Origin of the sequence: Nostoc sp. (assembly GCF_041747015.1) — a bacterium.
Taxonomy (GTDB): Bacteria; Cyanobacteriota; Cyanobacteriia; order Cyanobacteriales; family Nostocaceae; genus Nostoc.
The window spans coordinates 1-21,262 of record NZ_JBGTFY010000159.1 but is presented as its reverse complement, the minus strand read 5'-3'; the positions used below and the strand labels follow the sequence as shown (position 1 = coordinate 21,262).

General features: G+C 39.7%; 19 protein-coding genes and 2 pseudogenes. 12 read left to right on the top strand and 9 right to left on the bottom strand.

Annotated features, from left to right (window positions below; genetic code table 11):
* Window positions 1-215 precede the first annotated feature (215 nt).
* A complete protein-coding gene (gene polA / locus ACEW80_RS12260) occupies window positions 216-3,161 on the top strand; it encodes a DNA polymerase I (RefSeq protein ID WP_373526836.1) in 2,946 nt (981 codons plus the stop codon).
* A 141-nt stretch (window positions 3,162-3,302) separates the two neighbouring features.
* On the opposite strand, the gene ACEW80_RS12255 is transcribed toward polA, so the two are convergent.
* Window positions 3,303-3,464: a hypothetical protein gene (locus ACEW80_RS12255; protein ID WP_373526835.1), complete on the bottom strand. Its 162-nt coding sequence runs from the start codon at window positions 3,462-3,464 to the stop codon at window positions 3,303-3,305.
* 167 nt (window positions 3,465-3,631) lie between these two features.
* On the opposite strand from ACEW80_RS12255, the gene ACEW80_RS12250 reads away from it, so the two are divergent.
* The 3 genes from ACEW80_RS12250 (at window position 3,632) to ACEW80_RS12240 (ending at window position 6,714) form a co-directional block, all read left to right on the top strand.
* Window positions 3,632-4,219, top strand: coding sequence for a restriction endonuclease subunit S (locus ACEW80_RS12250; RefSeq protein WP_373526834.1), 588 nt, complete (start codon window positions 3,632-3,634; stop codon window positions 4,217-4,219).
* Window positions 4,216-5,625, top strand: a complete 1,410-nt coding sequence (locus ACEW80_RS12245; protein WP_373526833.1) for an N-6 DNA methylase — start codon at window positions 4,216-4,218, stop codon at window positions 5,623-5,625. Before ACEW80_RS12250 ends, ACEW80_RS12245 begins: the two co-directional genes overlap by 4 nt.
* A 153-nt stretch (window positions 5,626-5,778) precedes the next feature.
* Window positions 5,779-6,714 carry an ABC transporter substrate-binding protein gene (locus tag ACEW80_RS12240; protein WP_373526832.1) on the top strand — a complete coding sequence of 312 codons (936 nt, stop codon included), beginning with the start codon at window positions 5,779-5,781 and terminating at the stop codon, window positions 6,712-6,714.
* 161 nt (window positions 6,715-6,875) lie between these two features.
* Here ACEW80_RS12240 and ACEW80_RS12235 read toward each other — a convergent pair whose 3' ends face one another.
* The 4 genes from ACEW80_RS12235 to ACEW80_RS12220 all read right to left on the bottom strand — a co-directional run bounded on the left by ACEW80_RS12235 (window position 6,876) and on the right by ACEW80_RS12220 (window position 10,754).
* Window positions 6,876-7,844: an FTR1 family protein gene (locus ACEW80_RS12235; protein ID WP_373526831.1), complete on the bottom strand. Its 969-nt coding sequence runs from the start codon at window positions 7,842-7,844 to the stop codon at window positions 6,876-6,878.
* Between the two features lie 72 nt (window positions 7,845-7,916).
* Complete coding sequence (locus ACEW80_RS12230; protein ID WP_373526830.1) at window positions 7,917-8,351, bottom strand: bacterioferritin; 435 nt, start codon at window positions 8,349-8,351, stop codon at window positions 7,917-7,919.
* 170 nt (window positions 8,352-8,521) lie between these two features.
* Complete coding sequence (locus ACEW80_RS12225) at window positions 8,522-9,559, bottom strand: helix-hairpin-helix domain-containing protein (RefSeq protein WP_373526829.1); 1,038 nt, start codon at window positions 9,557-9,559, stop codon at window positions 8,522-8,524.
* 169 nt (window positions 9,560-9,728) lie between these two features.
* On the bottom strand, window positions 9,729-10,754 hold the full coding sequence (locus tag ACEW80_RS12220) for a multicopper oxidase domain-containing protein (protein ID WP_373526828.1): 1,026 nt from the start codon (window positions 10,752-10,754) through the stop codon (window positions 9,729-9,731).
* Window positions 10,755-11,256: 502 nt separating this feature from the next.
* On the opposite strand from ACEW80_RS12220, the gene ACEW80_RS12215 reads away from it, so the two are divergent.
* The 4 genes and pseudogenes from ACEW80_RS12215 to ACEW80_RS12200 all read left to right on the top strand — a co-directional run bounded on the left by ACEW80_RS12215 (window position 11,257) and on the right by ACEW80_RS12200 (window position 16,142).
* Window positions 11,257-11,448, top strand: a complete 192-nt coding sequence (locus tag ACEW80_RS12215; protein WP_373526827.1) for a CbtB domain-containing protein — start codon at window positions 11,257-11,259, stop codon at window positions 11,446-11,448.
* Window positions 11,449-11,864: 416 nt separating this feature from the next.
* Window positions 11,865-13,031 (top strand): hypothetical protein, encoded by a 1,167-nt coding sequence (locus ACEW80_RS12210; protein WP_373526826.1) that lies wholly within the window; start codon window positions 11,865-11,867, stop codon window positions 13,029-13,031.
* Between the two features lie 276 nt (window positions 13,032-13,307).
* Window positions 13,308-14,280 (top strand): annotated as a pseudogene (locus ACEW80_RS12205) (ISL3 family transposase); the annotation flags it as partial.
* A gap of 284 nt (window positions 14,281-14,564) precedes the next feature.
* Complete coding sequence (locus tag ACEW80_RS12200; RefSeq protein ID WP_373526825.1) at window positions 14,565-16,142, top strand: NAD(P)H-quinone oxidoreductase subunit 4; 1,578 nt, start codon at window positions 14,565-14,567, stop codon at window positions 16,140-16,142.
* 172 nt (window positions 16,143-16,314) lie between these two features.
* Here the strand turns inward: ACEW80_RS12200 and ACEW80_RS12195 are convergent.
* Window positions 16,315-17,300 (bottom strand): annotated as a pseudogene (locus ACEW80_RS12195) (DUF4351 domain-containing protein).
* A 212-nt stretch (window positions 17,301-17,512) separates the two neighbouring features.
* On the opposite strand from ACEW80_RS12195, the gene ACEW80_RS12190 reads away from it, so the two are divergent.
* Window positions 17,513-17,752 carry a DUF433 domain-containing protein gene (locus tag ACEW80_RS12190; RefSeq protein WP_373526841.1) on the top strand — a complete coding sequence of 80 codons (240 nt, stop codon included), beginning with the start codon at window positions 17,513-17,515 and terminating at the stop codon, window positions 17,750-17,752.
* Between the two features lie 200 nt (window positions 17,753-17,952).
* Here ACEW80_RS12190 and ACEW80_RS12185 read toward each other — a convergent pair whose 3' ends face one another.
* The 3 genes from ACEW80_RS12185 to ACEW80_RS12175 all read right to left on the bottom strand — a co-directional run bounded on the left by ACEW80_RS12185 (window position 17,953) and on the right by ACEW80_RS12175 (window position 18,722).
* Complete coding sequence (locus ACEW80_RS12185; RefSeq protein WP_373526824.1) at window positions 17,953-18,303, bottom strand: type II toxin-antitoxin system PemK/MazF family toxin; 351 nt, start codon at window positions 18,301-18,303, stop codon at window positions 17,953-17,955.
* On the bottom strand, window positions 18,303-18,524 hold the full coding sequence (locus tag ACEW80_RS12180) for a hypothetical protein (RefSeq protein WP_373526823.1): 222 nt from the start codon (window positions 18,522-18,524) through the stop codon (window positions 18,303-18,305). The genes ACEW80_RS12185 and ACEW80_RS12180 overlap by 1 nt, the downstream gene beginning before the upstream one ends.
* Window positions 18,525-18,593: 69 nt before the next feature.
* Entirely contained in the window at window positions 18,594-18,722 is a 129-nt protein-coding gene (locus ACEW80_RS12175) for a hypothetical protein (protein ID WP_373526822.1), read from the bottom strand.
* A 273-nt stretch (window positions 18,723-18,995) separates the two neighbouring features.
* Here ACEW80_RS12175 and ACEW80_RS12170 point away from each other — a divergent pair, with 273 nt between their 5' ends.
* The 3 genes from ACEW80_RS12170 to ACEW80_RS12160 all read left to right on the top strand — a co-directional run bounded on the left by ACEW80_RS12170 (window position 18,996) and on the right by ACEW80_RS12160 (window position 21,072).
* Complete coding sequence (locus ACEW80_RS12170) at window positions 18,996-19,832, top strand: hypothetical protein (protein WP_373526821.1); 837 nt, start codon at window positions 18,996-18,998, stop codon at window positions 19,830-19,832.
* A 2-nt stretch (window positions 19,833-19,834) separates the two neighbouring features.
* Window positions 19,835-20,326: a hypothetical protein gene (locus ACEW80_RS12165; RefSeq protein ID WP_373526820.1), complete on the top strand. Its 492-nt coding sequence runs from the start codon at window positions 19,835-19,837 to the stop codon at window positions 20,324-20,326.
* A 617-nt stretch (window positions 20,327-20,943) separates the two neighbouring features.
* A complete protein-coding gene (locus ACEW80_RS12160) occupies window positions 20,944-21,072 on the top strand; it encodes a hypothetical protein (protein WP_373526819.1) in 129 nt (42 codons plus the stop codon).
* The last annotated feature ends 190 nt before the right edge of the window (window positions 21,073-21,262 follow it).

Below are 21,262 nucleotides of genomic sequence, written 5' to 3'. Positions count from 1 at the left end.
GTTCTCTAGGCACTTACGTACTTATACGTATTTGCAAAAAGTTTGGTTCTCCTGGGCTTCTGTACTAAAGCTGCAAATACGTAGACATCACTTTGTCTAAAATTATATGCAGGAGCAATTGGTATGCAAAAACTGCGCTATTGTCGCCAAAGCCAAGCCGAACGAGCATCTGAAATTGCTAACTATGTAACAAAGCTTCTGGCTAAAATAGGGCTATGTCTGAAACTTTGACTTCTGCAACCGCAACACGTCCCATGTTCATCCTCGTAGATGGACACTCCCTGGCCTATCGTTCCTACTTTGCTTTTGCCAAAGGACGAGATGGAGGACTGCATACCAAAACGGGGATTCCTACGAGTATATGTTTTGGTTTTGTTAAATGCCTGCTGGAGGTAATGGCAACACAACAACCTCAAGCAATGGCGATCGCTTTTGATTTGGGTGAGGCAACTTTTCGCCACGAAGCCGACGAGACTTATAAAGCCGATCGCAAAGAAACGCCAGAAGACTTCATTCCCGACTTAGCAAATCTCCATGAGTTGCTCAATGGCTTCAATCTACCAATTTTCACTGCTCCTGGTTACGAGGCAGATGATGTTTTGGGAACCTTAGCACAGCGCGTAACTGCTGCTGGGTATAGGGTGAAGATTCTGACTGGCGATCGCGATTTATTTCAACTAATCGATCCTGACAAGGAAATTACTGTCCTGTATTTTAGTCCAGATGCCCTAAAACGCTCTACAAATAGCATCGCGGAATTTGAAGCAGAACAAGTCAAAGAAAAGATGGGCGTTTTACCTTCACAAATTGTTGATTTCAAAGCTCTTTGTGGTGATAAATCTGATAATATTCCTGGGGTCAAGGGAATTGGCGAAAAGACAGCAGTGCAGCTGCTAAATACCTATGGTTCCCTTGACCATATTTATGTTGCATTAGATGAAATTAAAGGAGCTATTCAGAAAAAACTGGCAGTGGGTAAAGAAGATGCCGAAAAGTCCCGCTATTTAGCAAATATAGTTCTTAATGTTCCTATAGAAATTAATTTAGAAGATTGTAAATTAACCGGATTTGATGCCAGTATTCTTGCACCAATTTTAGAAAAATTAGAATTAAGTAAATTTTTAGACAAAATTAACGACCTCCAGCAACGTTTTGGTGGAAAGGTTGCAGAAAACCAAGAAGCTAAAACAGACGCAATTAATCCCAACTCTACTAACTCAGAATTCCGCGCTGATGAAGATAATGATTTGTGGTTTTTTAGTGCTAGTGATACAGCAGCAGTTCCACTACAATCTACTTCTCCAATTACGCCACGTATCATCGATACCGAAGTAAAACTAATTGAGTTAGTGGAACTTTTGCAAAAATTCACCAACCCAGAAATACCTGTTTCTTGGGACACTGAAACCACCGATTTAGAACCAAGAGACGCTGAGTTAGTAGGAATTGGTTGCTGTTGGGGAACGAAACCCGATGAGGTGGCCTACATTCCTGTGGGACACAAAACTGGGGAAAATTTGCATAAAGATTTGGTGCTAGAAGCATTACGTCCAATTCTCGAAAGTGCTGATTATCCTAAAGCTCTACAAAATGCCAAATTTGACCGCTTAGTTTTAAAGTGTCAAGGAATTAATTTGGTGGGAGTAGTGTTTGATTCCATGCTGGCAAGTTACATCCTAAATCCAGATTCTAGTCATAATTTGATGGATTTGGGGCAGCGATATTTGGGATTGATAGCTAAAAGTTATTTAGATTTAGTTCCTAAAGACAAAACTATCGCTGATATAGACATTTCCGCCGTAGCAGATTACTGCGGTATGGATGCTTATTCTACCTTTGGCTTAGTAGCGAAATTGCGTGAGGAATTGGATAAATTTCCAGCTTTATCTAAGCTATTAGTGGAAGTGGAACAGCCACTAGAAGCAGTTTTAGCCCAAATGGAATACACAGGTGTTCGGATTAATTCAGCTTATTTACAAGAACTTTCGCAGCATTTAGAAACTGAGTTAGCCAGGTTAAAAGAGGAAGCAACTGAAATAGCTGGGGAAAATTTTAACTTGGGTTCTCCTAAACAAATGAGCCAAATTTTGTTTGAAAAGTTGGGATTAAGTACCAAACATTCTCGTAAAATTCAAACAGGCTATTCTACAGACGCAGCAACACTAGAAAGACTCCAAGAAGATGATAAAACTGGATTTGTTGAGGCGATCATTGAGTATCGCACTCTATCTAAATTAAAATCTACTTATGTTGATGCATTACCTGCATTGGTGCGTCCAGATACTCAACGGGTGCATACTGATTTTAATCAAGCAGCAACATCAACAGGTAGATTATCTTCTTCTAATCCCAATTTGCAAAATATCCCCATTCGTACAGCTTTTAGTCGCCAAATTCGGAAGGCGTTTTTACCGGAATCTGGTTGGTTAATGGTAGCGGCTGATTATTCACAAATTGAATTGCGGATTTTAGCTCATTTGAGTCAAGAGCCGATATTAGTGCAAGCATATCAGCAAAATGAAGATGTTCATACCGTTACCGCGCGATTAGTTTTTGAAAAAGAAAATATCACATCAGAAGAACGAGGGATGGCAAAAACTATCAATTTTGGCGTGATTTATGGAATGGGTTCTCTAAGGTTTTCGCGCTCAACTGGGATAGATAAGACTATTGCCAACGAGTTCATTAAGCGGTTTAATGAACGATATCCTCAAGTATTTGCATATTTGGAGCGAGTGAAAAAAGAAGCAATATCTCTTGGCTATGTAGAGACTATTCTCGGTCGTCGTCGTTATTTTGACTTTACTAATAACAGTTTACGTAAATTAAAAGGCAGTAATCCAGAAGATATTGATCTGAGTAAATTGAAGAATTTAGGCCCTTTTGATGCGGGTTTATTACGCTCTGCTGCTAATGCACCAATTCAAGGTTCCAACGCTGATATTATCAAAATTGCAATGGTAAGATTGCATGATATTTTGAAGAATTACCAGGCGCGTTTGTTGTTGCAAGTTCACGATGAATTAGTGTTTGAAAGTCCCCCTCATGAGTGGGAAGAATTAAAAGTGCAAATTAAGTCGGTGATGGAAAACGCAGTGCAGTTGAGTGTACCGTTGCTGGTGGATGCGCGTGTAGGTGAAAATTGGATGGAGACAAAGTAAGTTGAACTGAGGATTGGAACATTTACATTGATCAAAAATCAAATTCAATAGCCCTGACTGTGGCAATCACCAGAATCAGGGTTATTTGATCGTCTGAGAATTTGCTAATTACGCGAATCCTTCCAGCCAGGAACTTCCTGCTTAAGGATTCGGTGCAGAGGGTGTGACGATTCCAGCCAAAGCAGCAATCGCGCAGGGCGCTAACGTCGTGAGTAAATCTGGAGTAGATTTTCCATAGATTTGAAGCACTATTGCACCAGCAACACAACCTATAACGGTTATTGCTAGGGTGACGACAGCCATACGATACGTCCAATAGTCCTGATTGTGTGAGGATTTATGTCTTTTGAGCAAGGGTTTTTTCGATAACATGAGATGACTCCACTTGAGCATATAGGTGACTTGCTATAAGATAGCTTATATCAAAAGTTTTTATGCTGTGAATATCTAATTTTTTTGTGCTTTAGGCTATGGCATCCCAATCCATTCCACTCAAAGAACTGGGTCAAATTTCTCAAGGAATCATCCCTAGTCGCTATGTGAGCAATCAAGGAGAGACTTACCGTGTCGTTAGTGTTAGTGATCTTGAAGACCTATATGTAAAAAATGTCCACAGTCAAGCTCAACTTGCTATACCCGACATTGAACGGTATCAGCTACTCGAAAACGATGTAGTTATAGCAATTCGAGGTACACTCCTTAAATCCTCAGTGGTTACTGTGGCTATCCAAGGAAGTGTATGTAACCAAAACACGGTCTTCTTCCGCTCAAAATTTCACGAAGTTAACCCTTTGTACTTAACTGTGCTGCTACGCTCAGAATACTTTGAACGGTTGCCATCTTTCAGAGAAAGGCAATCTACTACTACTCTGCCTGCTATGAGGGTTACTGACCTTCGCAATTTAGAAATCCCGTTACCAGATTTGCAGATTCAGAATCAGATAGCTCAACTTTTTCTATCTGTTGAGCAAGCAAAAAAGGTCACATTATCAGCAATTAAAATTCGCCAAAAACTCTCCGAAGTTGCTCTTTTTCAAGCGTTAGGGGTACAAATATGATCAGTGCAGTTGAAATAGAACGTAAACTTTGGCAAATCATTGATGTCTTGCGTGAGAAATATGCTCTAGGTGAAAGTGTAGACTGTGCGCTGAAGTTGCTCCTCTTTAAGCGATTGTCAGATCAATCGTGTATAGAAGAAAGAACACGATTGTCTGTTCCTGAAGAAGCACGCTGGTCTGTTATACAAACAAAACGGCGTTATCTGGCTCAAAAACTCAGTGAAGCTTTGACGGTCATAGAAGAAACTAACTCTAACCTAAGAGGAGTTTTTACTAATTCAGAAATTAACTTCTGGACTAGGTTTGATGATGAAATACTACTACGTGTAATCAAACTTTTTTCTGAGTTAGACCTTAGCAATGAAAATTTTGATGATTTAAATGAACTAGGTAAAGCAGGTGAAAACTTTATCGAAAAAAGTGCTTATCTTGAAGGAATTGCAGGAATATATACTCCACGTCAACTTACTCAGATGATGGTTGAATTAATCAATGCAGAGCAAGAAACAAGTATTTATGATCCTGCTTGTGGCTCTGGTGAATTTTTGGCTGAAGCTGTAAAATTCATCAAGAAAATTGGAGGAAATTCATCCCAAGTAAATATATATGGACAGAATACAAATATTCACAAATATGCAACTGCCAAAACTAATTTAATACTTCATGGAATTGATAACCCTCATATTCGGATAGGCAATGCCATCTTAGAACCTTGTTTTGTTGAAGATGGTAAGCCGAGATTGTTTGATGTAGTGCTAAGTAATCCGCCTTTTAACCTCAAATACCTACCAATGGATCTTATGCACGTTAATTATCCTAGTCGATTTTCTTATGGAGTCCCTAGCAACGGTATAGGGGACTTTCTGTTTATCCAGCATATTCTCTCCTCTCTCAATAATACCGGAAAAGCAGCAGTGTTACTACCGCGTGGAGTCCTTTTTCGTGAAGGAGACGAAGGAGAAATTCGCAGAAGAATAATTGAAGCAGACTTGATTGAAGCGGTCATCGAACTTGCTCCAAAGCTCTTTTATTACACTTCAATCCCAGTTGTGATAGTGATTTTCAATCGAAGAAAATCTAATAAAAATAAAATTTTATTTATTGATGCAAGCCGTGAATATGAAGCTGTAAAAGGACATAATTTCCTACACTGTAAGCATATAGATCATATTGTTTCCACATATCGCAGCTTTTCAGATGAAGAAGGGTTTGCAAAACTCGGGACTGTCGGAGAAATTGCTGATAACGAACATAACCTCAGCGTTAATTGCTACGTTATTCCTCCTGCTAATGAAAAAATTGATCTAACTTTGGAAATTAGCAAACTTCATCAGCTAGAGGCTGAACGCTCTGAACTTGAAACTAAAATAGACGATTACTTACGAGCTTTAGGAATCAAACTTTAGACTAGTTCATATCTACAGACTTAAGAGTGGTTATTTTATTTTGATCGCTAAATTGTAGTTTAGCTTAGTGCCAGAAAATGCAACATCTATTTTTATTTACAACCTTAACCACTTTTGCTATTCAAGCGATATTATCTCAGAAGGAATTTTAATATGCATCGTCGTTGGCTCTTATCTACTTTCGCAATTTTGTTGAGTATAGTTTTAGTTGCTTGCACCACTGCAACTACTCAGCAACCACAAACCAAAGTGGAAAATACCACTGAGGCAGCTAACACGAACTCTCAGCAATTACCAAAAGGATCAGCAAAAAGAGTTGTTGCTCTTTCTTCTCTTGCTGCTGATATCATCTCTCAACTCGATCAAACAAAAATTGTTGGAATTACTGGGAGTAAATTATTTCAAAATGAGCCAAGATTCAAGGATCTTCCCCGTGTTAGTGAAGGTCAAAATCCGCCAAATTTAGAAAAAATTGTAGCACTAAAACCGGACTTAGTTATTGGTGCTGAAGGTTTTTCTACCGTGCCAATTCAAAAACTTAAGCAGCTAGGAATTCTGACTTTGCTCACCAAGGTGAATAACTGGGAATCTCTAGAAGAACTTACTAAAACATTGGCTCAGTCAATTGATGCTGATCCTCAGCCTTTATTAAACCGTTATAAAACTTTTTTGCCAGACAAGCAAACGCAGAATCTTTCGGCTTTAGTTCTAGTTAGTCGTCAACCAATTTTAGCCCCGAATAAAAACAGTTGGGCAGGGGATTTGCTTGCAAAATTTCAGGCGAAAAATATAGCAGCAGATTTACAAGGTAAAAGTCCAATTGGCGGTTATGTGACACTTTCGGCTGAGAAGGTTTTAGAGGCAAATCCAGAGGTGATAATTTTGGTTAATTCGCCGCAAGGGAATTCGGAAGCAGCACTTTTAGATTCGCTGAAAAAGGAAGGTTTTTGGCAGCAATTGCAAGCGACTAAAAATAACCGAGTTTACGTGTTTGATTACTATGGGTTGGTAAATCCAGGTAGTATAGATGCAATTGAAAAGGCTTGTCAGGAGCTTAAGAAATCGCTGTTGGCATCACAAAGCACTTAGTACACAATTATCGGAAATTTGTGGACAATTGAGGTTTGAATTTAAACGCATAGGCGCTTCTCTACGAGACGCTACGCGAACGCCTTCCCGCAGGTTAGGGGCGCAGAGGGAAGCGCAGAGGAACGCAAAGTTTTTGAAAGATGTTGGTAATGATAAGGCTTTTAATCCCTGGTATAACTAATGGCTTTTTGACTAACTGGGATATTTTTTTTAGCTTCAGGAGATATACCTCCAAGACTGCGGAAATACAGTCCTCCAATGGTGAATAAAAATGTTACATATCCCACTGCTTGTACTAGATAAAGATGTTCTCTATAACCAAATAAAGATTTGAGAATAATACCAGGAAACTGTTCGTCGGGTAAGATTTTGGAAGTATTAGAAACCATTGTCCCTAAAATACAGGAGTGGATTCTAGTAAAGTGTTCGTAATAAAAACAAAAGTTCTCCGAGGCGCGGTTACTGAGAGCAATGCTAGCAATAGCTTCATCAAAACGTTGCAGCGCTGTCACAACTAACCCTGCAACAATTAACACTAATAAAATGCCCATTGCCTGGAAAAACTGGCGGATGTTAATTTTAACGCCCCATTTAAATAAAAGCACACCGATTGCGATCGCAACTATCACACCACCAAGGGCACCAATAGCAGGCATTAACCCTTGTTGAAAACTACTGGCAATAAACAGAACGGTTTCAAAACCTTCGCGCAGAATAGCCACAAAAATTAAACTAAAAATACCCCATCCAGCATTGGTGTTTTTTGTCAAGGCGCTGTTAACAGCTCCTTCAACCGCAGCTTTCATAAATCTGGCTTGTTTGGTCATCCAGATTAGCATCCAACTGAGCATTGCGATCGCTAATACACAAAATACACCTTCCAGCGCTGGCTCAATTACTCCCGTGTATTGCGGATAAGCTTTGCCTAGTGCTTGAGTCACCCAACTGAATAGCACTCCTATTAAGGCACTGACGATAAGGCCAACGCCGATACCAGCATATACCCAAGAGTTCAGCCGGGATTGTTTAGCTTTTTTCAGCAAAGCTAGCACAATTCCCACAACAAGGGCGGCTTCTACTCCTTCTCGGAGTGTAATCACAAAAGTAGGTAGAGCAGTACTAAAATTCATCTTTTATCCTTTGTCTTTTATTCTTAGTCATTAGTCCCTAGCCAATAACTAGTGACTAATAACTAATAACTATTAACTAAAATCGCGTAGCATCTTTTTGAGTTCGAGATTATGCATCTCTTCTTGCCCAATCATGCCACGAGCAAATTCTTCCAGATAAATGCTGGCATTGGTGACAGTTTCGAGCAGATTTTTATACAGTTCTAATGCCTTCTTTTCATGGGATAAGCTTTCTTCCAAGATATCCTTGACTTTATGCTGGTAGGTTTCTTCCATTGAGGCAATTTTTAGGGAGGGATGCCCATCTAAACCGGTGAGAATTTCGCCCACTTGTTCGGCATGAAGTAAAGATTCACTTGCCTGTGCTTTGAAAAAAGCCACGATTGGAATGCGGTTAGGGCCAGTCACCATCAAAGAATAATGTGTATAGCGCACTACCCCTGCTAGTTCAAATTCCATGATGGCATTTAGCAGGTCAATGGTCTTTTTCTGGTCAAGTTCTTGCATCAGTTGTTAGTTCAAGTAACGAATGGAGTGTAATTAGTTAGGAGTACGTAATGACGCTCTCTACGAGACGCTAAAAGCGAACGCGGACTCGCTACCGCTACGCTAACGTAATTCCTAACTATTTCCTAATTTTAAACTTCCTACCCTATGCTTCCCATTAAATAAAAGTGCTATCGCTGCGCTTGAGTATTGGATTTATCAACCACTTTTTGAGAGTTTTCCTCAATGGTTTTCACTAGCTTGGTAACATCAGTAGGAGTTTTAACTGCTTTCGTCGGTGGGATGGCGGCAGGCCAAACTTTTATTAGTTCAGCTAAACTAGTTTCGATCGCTTTATGTGCTTCGGGATCTTGTTGAGCTACTTGACTAGAAATTCCTTTGTATAATTCATTGGCGTAAACGACAAAACCACGAGAATCTTGATACTCAATTGGCGCGGTTACTTTACCATCGGCGATCGCCGCGCTATATTCAGAGTTGGCTGCATCCAATAATTCGTTAATTACCTGTAACACAAATCCTGATTTTGAGCGTTGATCTGCTGGTAATGCTGCGATCGCACCGTCTACTGCTTGCACTGAAGAAGTAAAATTAGTTTTAACTTTGCCATCTTTAGGAGTAGATTTTACTAAATCTTGCAAACTTACCAAAGTTGTCTTAAATTCTTTAACTTTACGCTCATTCAATTGTTCTTCTACATCAACGTAAATCTCCTCAACTGGATGTCCAATATGAGGTTCTGCCTGTTTCGGCTGATTTTGATCTAATAGTTCTTGTGCTACCAAAAGATGCCCTTTCATTAAGCCTAATTTAGACATATAGTCAACATCTTTTGCCTCACCTGTGAGTACTACTTCTTGAACACCAACCTGGTCTTTAATTTGGTCGAACTGCTCTTGAGTAATTACTTTTTTAGTAACTAAATCTTCTGGGCTACCGTAGGGACGATTTGCTTGGATTTTATTTGATAAAGCCGGAACACCTAGCTTGCCTTCAAACTTATCTAATTCTGACAATATAGCAGTGTTAATGTTAATTTTTTCTTTGCCACCGTGACCACTATGATTGTTATTACTTACTGCTTCTGTAGCTTGAGGACTAGCAGCCGGTGCTGATGGATTTTCTGCGGTCGGCGTAGTGTTACAGGCACTTAGAGTTACTATTGCCGCAACTGCTGCTGTTAAACAGACATAACGAAGTTTGATCATTTTTGCTCCTCACGCAACTTAAAATGTATTAATTGAAACATTAAAACTATTACTGAAAGCTAGTTTGTTTGACACATTGTCATAGACTTTACTGTTGCATATAATGACATTTCTTATCAACTAGTTACTAAAAATTTAATGAACTAATTACGAATTATTCATAATATTGTCAGGAATTTTTAACAGATTTTTGAGATTTACTTTCAGTAATAACCTCAAATTGACCCATGCAACCGTTTTCTGCGATCGCATCCTGATGAGGATGAAACATATATTTACCTGGGTAGCGAAAAGCAAATTCCAAGATGTGCCTTTCTGCGATACCCATCGTAATCACATCAGTTTTCTCACTAGGAGTCATACTCATGCCATAGCGATAGACATCAAAAAAGTTGGCGTGCAAGTGAAACGTCACTGCCGGATCGTATTCAATGATGTTGAGAACATACAGCCGAATCAACTGATCTTTGTAAATGCGAATGGGATGATGCATGTAATAGTGCGGCAGACCGTTGAAGGCGTAATAATCGTTATGGCTATCATCATTCACGTCATACCCACCCATCACTAGTACAATCTCATCAGCCGGGGGACGGGAAGTCGGTGGATCGATGATAAACATCCCGTACAGTCCCTTGGCGATGTGACGGGTGACTGGTTCAATATGGCAGTGGTATAAGTGAACACCATAAGGTTCAGCATCAAATTCATAAATTGTGGCTTTGCCGTTGCTGATCGGGCGAACGCCATCCATTTCTGCTGGATGAACGCCATGAAAATGTAAAGAGTGAGAATGTCCCGCGTTGTTGAGAAATATTACTCGGATGCGATCGCCTTGTTTTGCCCGTAGCGTTGGACCTGGGATGCGATCGTTTAAATCCCAGATGTTGTAAGAGACAGCACTATTGAGCTTTATTATGGAAGTACCCGCAGTTAACTGAAATTCTCGGATAGTGCGCCCATTCTCTTGCTTGAGCGTCCCATAATCAAAATCTCTCACCATCTTCATCGGGTTAGTAACATCCTCTGGTGAGTCCATCTCAAGTGATGGTACTTTGACGATTGACTTGCTTTGTAGATTTAACATCTGCCAAAGTCCTGCTGCACCAGTCACTCCAGCACTTGCTAGACCAAACTTCAATAGTTGACGGCGGTTCCAAAGTTTTTCGTTACCCAGAGCGAAGTTGTTGGGCATTACATTTAATTACGGTTAGCGCCAAAAGAGAATTGCAAATAATTTGCAATTGCTGTTGTGTATCTTATAGGAATTAATAATTATTGTCAATAATTTTCACGCGCCTCAAAACTGCTACTTACAGTAAACTGTTGATAATCTGTGACGTATTTAATTGGCTTAGAGATAACATAAATCTCATTTCAAGGAATTTTGAATACTTGGCAACATGACCATTTTTAATTTTTATCTGTTACCTTCGTGTTGTGTCCCTTGAAAATGCCATCACCTAAAACCCTGTGTCATTCTTTTGTTATTTTTATAGAATAGACTTTATGTGTAGATTGCTGCATCGTGATGAGCCAATGTTCAAAGAATTGTATAGTATTCACTATGGTTGAATTACACAATATATTTGATACACACTTGTCAAACACAAAGTTAATCGGATATCTTTTTGCAATCAAGTGGCATTGTGGCCTTTAATTGACGAATTACCCAAATTTATTATAGGATGTCAAAAATGACTAGTTTTTCTCGTATTTCAGTATTGCAGAAGACCGCAGGTATTACCTTATCGAAGCCTGTGCAGGTAACGCTTTATATGCTGCTATCTTCTTTGGTTATCTGGACTGTCTTGTTCTCTACCTATCCTGCGGCTCATAATACAGCACACTCAGCGCGTCACCACACTTTAGGCGTTGCGTGTCACTAAGTTATCATAATTCCAAGATTTTTAGGTGTATCAAGTAATGCTTTGACACCTAACAAAGTTATAACGCTAAAGTAGTGCGGATTTCCCGGCAATGTTTTTAGTTGGAAATAATTTTTAGGTTTTGTAGAGATGGAAAAAAGCATCTCTACATCACTTGAACTTAATTTAATATGATGTCTGATTTATTACTAATTATTTGACTAGAATTCCTCTACTTACTTAAGACTGACGCGAAAATACACGCTGTCGGGGCAATTCATGAATTGCCCCTACCTAAAAATCAGGGTTTTGGCTATTGTTTGCGTAAGTCCTATTACTAATAATAAAGAGACTAATAATCTGGGGTAACTTTCACCCACTGCTGTTAGATTTCAGTTGTAAAAAGTACACAGGTTTCACATTTACCGGAAGTTTTTATGAAAAAATATCGGCTTTTTGGAGTTATTAGCGCTGTTTGTATCACTTTGTCAATTCTTTATTCTTTTGTGGGGAGTTCCCAAATTCCTACATCCAGAGTGCTACTCTCCACCAACCCAGCTTTAGAACGTATTCTTCCTTTTGAAGCAGGAACAGAAAAACCACAATCTCCCGTTACTCTGACGTTACAAGCTGTTGATGCTGCGGGTAAACCATTAGAAAATGCCAAAATTAACTTACAAATTCTAACGCCACCGCCTAATCCTTGGTTAACAACAGATTTTCCCATTGTCGAGGGAACAAAATTGCTGCAAATGAATGCTGCTGCACCCGATGGTAAGTTAGAAATTCAGCAGATATTACCCATCCGTGGTAATTATCAACTGCGGGTTAACGTGTCTCCCTTGGTAGCAAATGCTTTTGCTCCCTATCAACAAACCTTGAATCTAAATGTCCGAGAAAATCCCGTAAAATATAAATATTTTGCTGTTGTTGCAGCTATTTTACTATCACTTGGATTAGTGGGTGGTTGGGTTATTGGCGGACAAGAAAAATTGCAAGAAGGCGAAATTGCACCGCAGTCAGTGCGCCTTTTATTAAGTGCTTTGACAGTGGTGGCTATCGTAACCCTATTAGTTATCAATATTAGTGCAGAAGTCGCAGAAGCTCATGGCAGCGAACACTCAAACAGTACCGAAGCCATAGCACCATCATCTCAAAAATCTCAGGGATTGGAAATTAGCATTGAGGGAGATAAAAACGCGACTGTCGGAAAACTTGCGAATTTAGCGCTACAGGTGAAAGATACCGCCACAGGACAACCTATCAGGGATGTAGCCTTGCAGGTGAAAGCGATCGCTTTAGAAGATAATTTAACAGTCTTTGCCTACAAAGGAGTTTCTGACGAACAAGGCAAGTTAACATGGCTTGAACAGTTTTTTGATGGTGCACCCCACAAAGTCGAGGTAGAAGCAACTCCTAACCCTGGAGTTAATCCTCAATTTCCGCCGGTGAAAGTGGCGCAGTTAGTTGAAGTTGAAGCGATCGCACCACCAATTTATATCCGATTGATTGGTTTATTCTACTTTACTGCCATTGTCGGCATTGGTATGGCAATTGGATTGCTAACACAACATCGACGAACACCACCAGCAAGAGAAAACTAGTTATACCAGAGCTTTACTGACGATTTCAACCAGTAAATATAAAGATGTATATTAATAGAAAAAAATCGTTGTGGTAAAACTAAAACACACTATTTTATGGCTCTTGCGTTACTTTTATGGCAGAAATCAAAATTAACTCAATTTCAATAGTTACAATTTAGTATGCTTGATACCTGAAATGCTGACACTGCAATAGGTTGCAAATGTTAAGATACTATCAAATAGCACATATGTTATAATCTAAATCCGCATATACTAAAATTTTAGGTGCTTGCTATGAAATTTCCTGTAGAGGAAATCCTAAATCTTCCCGATATGAAAGTATTAGATTTTCTTCGCGTAGCGTCTCGCAGAGAAGAAATTGAAGGTATAGGAATAGTTATAAGTATAGAGAAATACATCAACTATTGTAATTGTCCCTCGTGTGAACAAACTACTCGCAGTATACATCAAAATCATTGGCGAATGATTCATGATTTATCTTGGAGCGAGAAAACAGTTTTATTAAAAATAAATCGTCGCCAATTTAAATGTAATAGATGTCAAAAAGTTTTTAGCGAAAAACTAGATTTCGTGGAGAAAAACAAAGGATATACTAAGAGATTAGCTCTTCAGATAGTACAGCAAGTATTAGAGAGCAATATTCATAGTGTAGCTGAAAGGAATGACTTGAGTGATGAAGAAGTTGAATCAATGTTAAAAGGACAAGTATCACAAATATTAAACATAAAATTAAGTCAGGTAAAAAGGTTAGGTATAGATGAAATTGCTTTGGTTAAAGGTCAAGGAAACTATTTAGCGGTATTAGTAGATTTAGATACTCATAAACCCATTGAAATAGTGAAGTCCAGAAGAAGGGAAGAAATCAAGGAAGTTCTTGTAAGTTGGGGTGTTCAGGTGCTTGAACAAATCCAAGAAGTGAGTATTGATCTCTGGTCGCCTTATAAAAGCTTAGTAGAAGAATTAAAGCAAGACAGCCAATGTAACTGCTGATAGATTTCATGTAATGAAACAAGTAAATGATGAGTTAGATGCAATGCGTAAAGCTGAAAAGAGAGCAGCAATGTCGCTAGAAAACAAAGCCGAAAAAGACCGAATATTAGAGGGATTAAATAAAAGCAAATATAGTTTCATTAAAAATGAAGATTCTTTGAACGAAACCCAAAAAGAAAAGTTAAAATCCGCCCAAGAGGTTTCACCAATCCTGTCCAAAATGCATCAACTAAAATTTTGCACCAAATCGCTTTTTTTTAACAACCACCAAACAGCATCATGTATTTTTAGCGATGCTTGGGTTGGGTTACGCGATCGCACTGCTAAAATTATAGTCTAGCGACTTTTTTAGGGTAAATTTTTGACTTTACTGAGAGTAATTCAGTACCTCAACTGTCAAAAGAGACTCCCAAGAGAAAAAATGGGGGATTGCAAATTTAATTAAATCAACCTAACAATGAAGAGCAAAGCACCAAAAAGCTGTTAATTAATAGCTAGTGACTTTTTGCCAAACATGATTTTAATTGCAGACAAATTGTGATGAATACAGCTAATTTTCCGTGGCTGACGACGATTATTCTGTTTCCGATAGCGGCTTCGCTACTGCTTCCCATCATCCCGGATAAAGACGGCAAAACAGTGCGCTGGTATTCCCTGATTGTCGGGCTGCTCGATTTTGCACTGATTGTCTACGCTTTTTATACTGGGTATGATTTCTCCAATCCCGATTTGCAGTTGGTAGAGAGTTACCCTTGGGTACCACAATTGGGTTTGAATTGGTCAGTAGGGGCAGATGGCTTGTCTATGCCCCTAATTATTTTGACTGGATTCATTACCACGCTGGCGATTTTAGCAGCTTGGCCTGTTACCTTCAAGCCCAAGCTATTTTACTTCTTGATTTTGGCGATGTATGGCGGTCAAATTGCCGTGTTCGCCGTCCAGGATATGCTGTTATTTTTCCTGGTGTGGGAACTTGAACTGGTACCGATATACTTTCTGTTGTCGATTTGGGGAGGCAAAAGGCGGCAATATGCAGCGACCAAATTTATTTTATACACTGCTGGCGGATCGTTGTTTATTTTGCTGTCTGCCCTGACAATGGGATTTTACGGCGATACGGTGACATTCGATATGCGATCGCTCGCCCTTAAAGATTTCGCCCTCAATTTCCAACTTGCACTTTATGCTGGCTTCTTAATTGCCTACGCCGTCAAGTTGCCGATTATTCCTTTGCACACTTGGCTACCGGATGCCCACGGTGAAGCGACAGCCCCCGTGCATATGTTGCTGGCAGGTATTCTGCTGAAAATGGGCGGTTACGCCTTAATTCGGATGAATGCCCAAATGCTGCCCGATGCCCACGCTTATTTTGCACCGGTGTTGGTGGTTTTGGGGGTAGTTAATATCATCTACGCTGCTTTGACATCCTTTGCCCAGCGCAACCTGAAGCGAAAAATTGCCTACTCTTCAATTTCCCACATGGGCTTTGTTCTCATTGGTATTGCCTCCTTCACCGATTTGGGATTGAGTGGGGCAGTTTTGCAAATGGTTTCTCACGGGTTAATTGGGGCGAGTTTGTTCTTCCTCGTTGGCGCAACTTATGACCGCACCCATACCTTAATGTTGGATGAAATGGGCGGTGTCGGTAAGAGAATGCCGAAGATTTTCGCCATGTTCACCACTTGTTCAATGGCTTCTTTGGCATTGCCAGGGATGAGCGGTTTTGTGGCAGAATTAATGATATTTGTGGGCTTTGCTACTAGCGATGCTTATAGCTCTACCTTCAAAGTCATTGTGGTGTTCTTGATGGCAGTGGGAGTGATTTTAACTCCGATTTATCTGCTGTCGATGTTGCGGGAAATTTTCTATGGAGAAGAGAACAAGGAATTAGTTTCTCACCAAGCTTTGATAGATGCCGAACCCCGCGAAGTATTTATCATTGCCTGTTTGTTAGTGCCAATTATTGGTATTGGTTTTTATCCGAAGTTGCTGACTCAAATGTATGACGCTACAACTGTACAATTGACATCAAGATTGCGTGGTTCCGTGCCAACATTAGCACAACGAAAAGAAGAAATGCTAAAGGTTTCTTTGAGTGCACCGGAAATCGCTAGTTAAGTTGCGATCGCTAGTTTAGTTTAAATATTGATTACTTTGAGGGCGGGTTTTCTACCTGCCCTTTTTGTTACTCACTTCGTTAAAGTAAAAAAAACTCATCGAACTGAGTCCAAAAAATCCTGTATGAGTAAGTGAGTAGATGTATTTTTTACAATTTTCATAAAAATAGATTTTAAGCTGATTGATTTGTTTGCAACCAGTGAAGTAAATCTTCCATAGCAGTAAAATCCAACAAAGCTTCACCAAGAGTTTCTAATTGATTTAAAGAAAGAGATTGGATGCGCTCTTGCAATTCTGGTGATAATTCTCCCACTCGTCTTTGTAATAACCTTAAAATAAGCCGTTGTTCACCTTCTTCTTTACCTTCTTGTTTACCGCGCTCGTAGCCAATGCGCTCACCAGTAGTTATATATCTCATAGTCCGCTTTTGCTCAAATTGTTTAAACTCTTGCCAAAATTGATTTTCCAATGCCTTTGGTAATATCATAACCCAATCGATAAATCGATACAGATTACGAATATCCTGCTCTCCTAAACCCAAATCATAGAGCCTGCGAATTAAGCTAAACTTCCATATTTTGCGTTGTTCGGGTGATGGCGTGTCTGCTGCGTTTTCAAATGCGCCATGACGACAGTTGCAAATGGATTATCGCTATTTTCTAACTCGTGAAAGCGATTTTCATAATCCAAAAGTTTAACACTACCAAATTCAAAATTTAAGCGAGTATTGGGATAATTGTAACTGTAATTGCTTGGTCGCCATTCTCGGTTTGGATCACAGAGAATTGCAAGGCTTGTTGCTGGTTGATCAAAGCGGTCAAATATGCGAAAGTTGTAGGTAAACATTCGCTTACTAAAGTTATCTTCTTTTTGTGCCTGAATTTCAACATGGACTAATAACCAAAGTTCTTCCCCTTGGGTTTGCCAAACTTTAACTAATTGATCAGCATATCGCTTACCCTGTTCAGCTTCACGAGTTATTTGTTGAAATTCTTTATCTAGAAATTCGTAGGGACGTTCCCAATCAATTAATGCAGAAGTTTTTGGAAAAAAGAAATGCATTGCTTGGGGAAAATAAGCTTCTATAATTTCTTTCCAAGGGCTATCAAAATCAGCGCGTAGGCGTAGCCCGTCGTAGACATCGCTAACAGTTGTCATGAATTGATTGCAGATGATAACTTTGAAAAAAGTCTAACATTGGGTTTTGCTTTGCTCAACTATAATATTCATAAATTATTGCCGGGTTTCCTTACTTCAAACTGATCTACAGTGATGTGCGAGCGCTTGTCAGTTGCACTTAGATGTTACGCAGGGTAATTGCGATCGCATAATTAAAGTTAAATAAAAGTACCAGATATTAAAATACTTGCATCAACCCAAGGGCTGATTTGTTGACTTGTATTACTCAAACTCCTGGCCAGTGCGGTGGTCATCCTTGTATTAGAGGTATGAGAATTCGTGTGAGTGACATTTTAGAAATGTTGGCTGAGAATGTCAGTGTTTCTGAGATTTTAGAGGATTTTCCCGATCTCGAACTCGAAGATATCCAAGCCTGTCTATATCTCTTGGGCAGTATTGAACATAATAAACCCTCTTGTCCCTTATCCTAAAAGTTGCGATGCCTGCGGTAAGAGGTGCCGGATTTCCTTAGTTCAAATCAATCTACAGTGATGTGCCGCAGCTACGCCCGTCGTAGACATCGCTTGTCCGTTACATTAAAGTTTTAGCCTCCCACAGGCGCGATGCCTGCGGCAAGCCGCTAAAAAGCATCTACGCACAAGTACTGTAGTTGCTAAAGATACATAAATCTCTATGATGGTTTAGAATCATCTAACTCAGCCAGAGCTATCTTGACACACGCACGAACACCTTTCCAATCAACTTCTGACAAGTGACCAATCAAAACCAAATTAGCTGAGGGTGGTAAGGTGACAATAAAACTTCTGAAAACAGACGCAACCCGCAAACCTGCTGCTGCCCAATCCTGAAGTGTGTAATCAGTAATTCCAAGGCCAGTTATCTGAGTAGTGAGCAGTCCAATAATCACATCGGGACGAGTTGCATGATAAGTGGCAGATGACAGAACTACAGCAGGACGACGCTTAATACCAGTGACACCGGGAAAATCAACTGTGACTACATCACCGGAATTGAACGTCACTAAACTGTCTCCTCGCTTTCAGGGAAAATTGAAGCTGCGTACTCTAAGGAGAAGGATGCTAAATCAAGCTGATCTTGTTCAGTCCAGGTATCACTTTGGTCGATGATAGATAAGTTTTGCTCGACTAGCTCATTTAGAATCAGGGTTGCCAAGCGTAGCCGTTCAGTCGGTGACAAGTTACAAACAACTTGGCTGTATATTTCTTGGGCAGTATTTGACATAATAAACCCTCCTGTCCCTTATCCTAACAGTTGCGATGCCTGCGGTAAGTCGTGCTGGGTTTCTTTACTTCAAATCAATCTACAGTGATGTGCCGCAGCTACGCCCGTCGTAGACATCGCTTGTCCATTGCATTGAAGTTTTAGCCTCCCACAGGTGCGATCGCACTCAACACGAAAAGAATTGACAACTGCATTCATCGCACTCTCAAATTTATACCTTCTGAATGTTTATTAGTTGGTACTAAAGGGAAATATAAGTATAAGGTGATGCCTTGTTTTTATGGTGAACCCGTAGACAAGTACTAACCAAATACTAATCACAATCAGGAGTATTTCATGATTCCACTGATTTTGGGTGCTGCTGCTTTGGCTACTGGAGCCTTCGGAGCAGTAAAAGGTGCTGAAGGTATTGGCAATATGAATCAGGCAAAATAAATTGGTGAACAGGCTCAACAAAAATACGAAAGTAGCTTGCAAAATTTAAAAGCAGCCTGGGAAATTACCAACCAGTCAGCAGAAGTTTATGGTCAAATGCAACTTCGTATCAAACAGGGTACAATTTCAAACTTTATAGCTTTTATTGAGAGAATTGGTCAGCGAGCTTCCCAAAACAATCTGGACATTGTAGCTGGATTAGACATCTCCACTCAGCAAATTCAGGAGTACAAAACAGAAGTTATCAAAGCTGAACAGTGGGTGAAAGGTGGTGTATCAGCAGCCGTTGCAGCCTCAGCAGCAGGTTCTAGTGCAATTACCTTAGCAAGCAATGTAGGGAAAGTTCCTGTTTCCAGCTTCTTTGGATTGCGGACTGCTCAAGTCGGTATCTCACAACTTAGTGGTACTGCGGCTTTGACTGGAGCCATAGGTTGGTTAGGTGGTGGTAGTATGGCGGTTGGTGGTGCTGTATTGGGAGGTATTACACTCGCCCCAATGTTAATGGTTGGGGGTTTTCAACTTGCTGGTAAGGGTGAGGAAGCTTTGACTAAAGCGCGGGAGTATGAAGTTAATATCAACGTAGAAATTGCCAATATTGAAGCAGCTCAAAATTTTCTCTTACAGGTTAAACGGCGAACAGTGGAACTTGCTAATTTAGTGTGTAATTTAAACAACCGTGCTAAATCCGCACTTCAGGAGCTTGAAGCCCAATCTTTTAATCGCGATCGCGATGCTAGCAAATTTCAAGAGGTAGCACTTTTAATTAAAGCACTTGCAGAAATTATGAAAATTCCTATTTTAGATAATGAAGGACTATTAAACCCTTTTACTCTAACCATTCAAGCTAAATACAAAACTCTGGGAGGTATTTAGCAATGATTTTACCAAGTATCGTTACAATATCTACTGCGGTTAACGCCACAAAATCGTTAGTGAGCATTGTTTCCAGTTACAAGCAAATTGGAGAGCAAGAACAGACTAAAAGGCGTGAGATAGCAGCTTTGGAAAAAACGCAATGTGTTGACGCATTTTCTTCAGCTTATACTGAATATAAGATAATTGCCGAACAAGAACAGACAAAGAGACGAGAGATTGAGGCTTGGCAAAAAGAAACAATCACCAAGATTAACGCCCAGCGAGAGTTGTTGATGGCGTATCTAGATCGCTCTTTTGATGAACGTGCGGAAAACTTTCGCGCTTTATTTGCTGTCGTTGATCATGCGATCGCATCCGGTAATAATGAACAACTAGCCCTTACCTTAAACTCAATTACAGAAATAGCTAAATCTAGCCCCTTCAAAGACCTTGCAAATTTAGCTTCTGTTCGCGCCGCCCTCGATGATCCAGATCACGAATGGACATTTTGATTTTATAACAGTGCGATCGCTCTTTCAAAACTTTCTAAAAAAGCCTGTCAACGCAGGCTTTTTTCATGTAGTGCGAAGCTTCCAACCTAGAGGCGCTCTGAGATAATAGCGATCGCCACTATAATTCAATACGGTTAGGGTTTCAACTATTTGTAGGAAGGAATGAATGCGTGAATTACTTAAATAAACTAGTAAACAAACGAATTTAGTAAGTCAAAGCTCATTTTGCTTGCGGAAAACACCAAAATGAGTAAGTCAAAGCTTATATTTAGTAAGTCAAAGCTCATTTTGCTTGCGGAAATCACCCAAATGAGGAAGTTAAAGCTCATATTTAGTAAGTCAAAGCTCATTTGACTTGCGGAAAACACCAAAATGAATAAGTCAAAGCTCATATTTAGTAAGTCAAAGCTCTTTTTGCTTCCTAAATATGAAGTTTTGAGAAAGCCATAAACCTTTTTGCTGATTAAATATGAATTTAAGTTAAAGCTACGTGAGTTCGATGAGTTCAGAAATACCAAATATCTATTAGGTAAAAAACCAATACGGTTCAGTTAGAACCGTATTGCACTAAAATTATGTTGCATTGCCACATATTGCAATACAACTTTCACAAGATAATGAGCAAAGAAAATATTACGTTTCAGATAGATAGCGATCGCAAAGCTGCACTTGATGCGATGCCTTCGGCGGGCTACGCCTACGCAGCCGGAATGAATCGCGGCAGCTACGTACTTACAGCAATTTGAGATCAAAGCTGCCACAAAGCTGGTAAACTTAAAAGATGTAAAAAAAGAAGATTATTAAGACATGGCAGCATATTCCATTGACTTGCGACAGAAGATATTAAGTGCGTGGCAAAACAAAGAAGGTACACAAAGAGACTTAGCAAAACGATTTAAAGTGAGTTTGTCTTTCATCCGTGACTTTTTGCGTCGG

Bases quoted from the DNA above. Each gene is read 5' to 3' on its own strand.
- polA (WP_373526836.1), top strand. From the start codon at position 216: ATGTCTGAAACTTTGACTTCTGCAACCGCAACACGTCCCATGTTCATC.
- ACEW80_RS12255 (WP_373526835.1), bottom strand. From the start codon at position 3,464: ATGGCTGTCGTCACCCTAGCAATAACCGTTATAGGTTGTGTTGCTGGT.
- ACEW80_RS12250 (WP_373526834.1), top strand. From the start codon at position 3,632: ATGGCATCCCAATCCATTCCACTCAAAGAACTGGGTCAAATTTCTCAA.
- ACEW80_RS12245 (WP_373526833.1), top strand. From the start codon at position 4,216: ATGATCAGTGCAGTTGAAATAGAACGTAAACTTTGGCAAATCATTGAT.
- ACEW80_RS12240 (WP_373526832.1), top strand. From the start codon at position 5,779: ATGCATCGTCGTTGGCTCTTATCTACTTTCGCAATTTTGTTGAGTATA.
- ACEW80_RS12235 (WP_373526831.1), bottom strand. From the start codon at position 7,844: ATGAATTTTAGTACTGCTCTACCTACTTTTGTGATTACACTCCGAGAA.
- ACEW80_RS12230 (WP_373526830.1), bottom strand. From the start codon at position 8,351: ATGCAAGAACTTGACCAGAAAAAGACCATTGACCTGCTAAATGCCATC.
- ACEW80_RS12225 (WP_373526829.1), bottom strand. From the start codon at position 9,559: ATGATCAAACTTCGTTATGTCTGTTTAACAGCAGCAGTTGCGGCAATA.
- ACEW80_RS12220 (WP_373526828.1), bottom strand. From the start codon at position 10,754: ATGCCCAACAACTTCGCTCTGGGTAACGAAAAACTTTGGAACCGCCGT.
- ACEW80_RS12215 (WP_373526827.1), top strand. From the start codon at position 11,257: ATGACTAGTTTTTCTCGTATTTCAGTATTGCAGAAGACCGCAGGTATT.
- ACEW80_RS12210 (WP_373526826.1), top strand. From the start codon at position 11,865: ATGAAAAAATATCGGCTTTTTGGAGTTATTAGCGCTGTTTGTATCACT.
- ACEW80_RS12200 (WP_373526825.1), top strand. From the start codon at position 14,565: ATGAATACAGCTAATTTTCCGTGGCTGACGACGATTATTCTGTTTCCG.
- ACEW80_RS12180 (WP_373526823.1), bottom strand. From the start codon at position 18,524: ATGTCAAATACTGCCCAAGAAATATACAGCCAAGTTGTTTGTAACTTG.
- ACEW80_RS12175 (WP_373526822.1), bottom strand. From the start codon at position 18,722: ATGAATGCAGTTGTCAATTCTTTTCGTGTTGAGTGCGATCGCACCTGT.
- ACEW80_RS12165 (WP_373526820.1), top strand. From the start codon at position 19,835: ATGATTTTACCAAGTATCGTTACAATATCTACTGCGGTTAACGCCACA.
- ACEW80_RS12160 (WP_373526819.1), top strand. From the start codon at position 20,944: ATGAGCAAAGAAAATATTACGTTTCAGATAGATAGCGATCGCAAAGCT.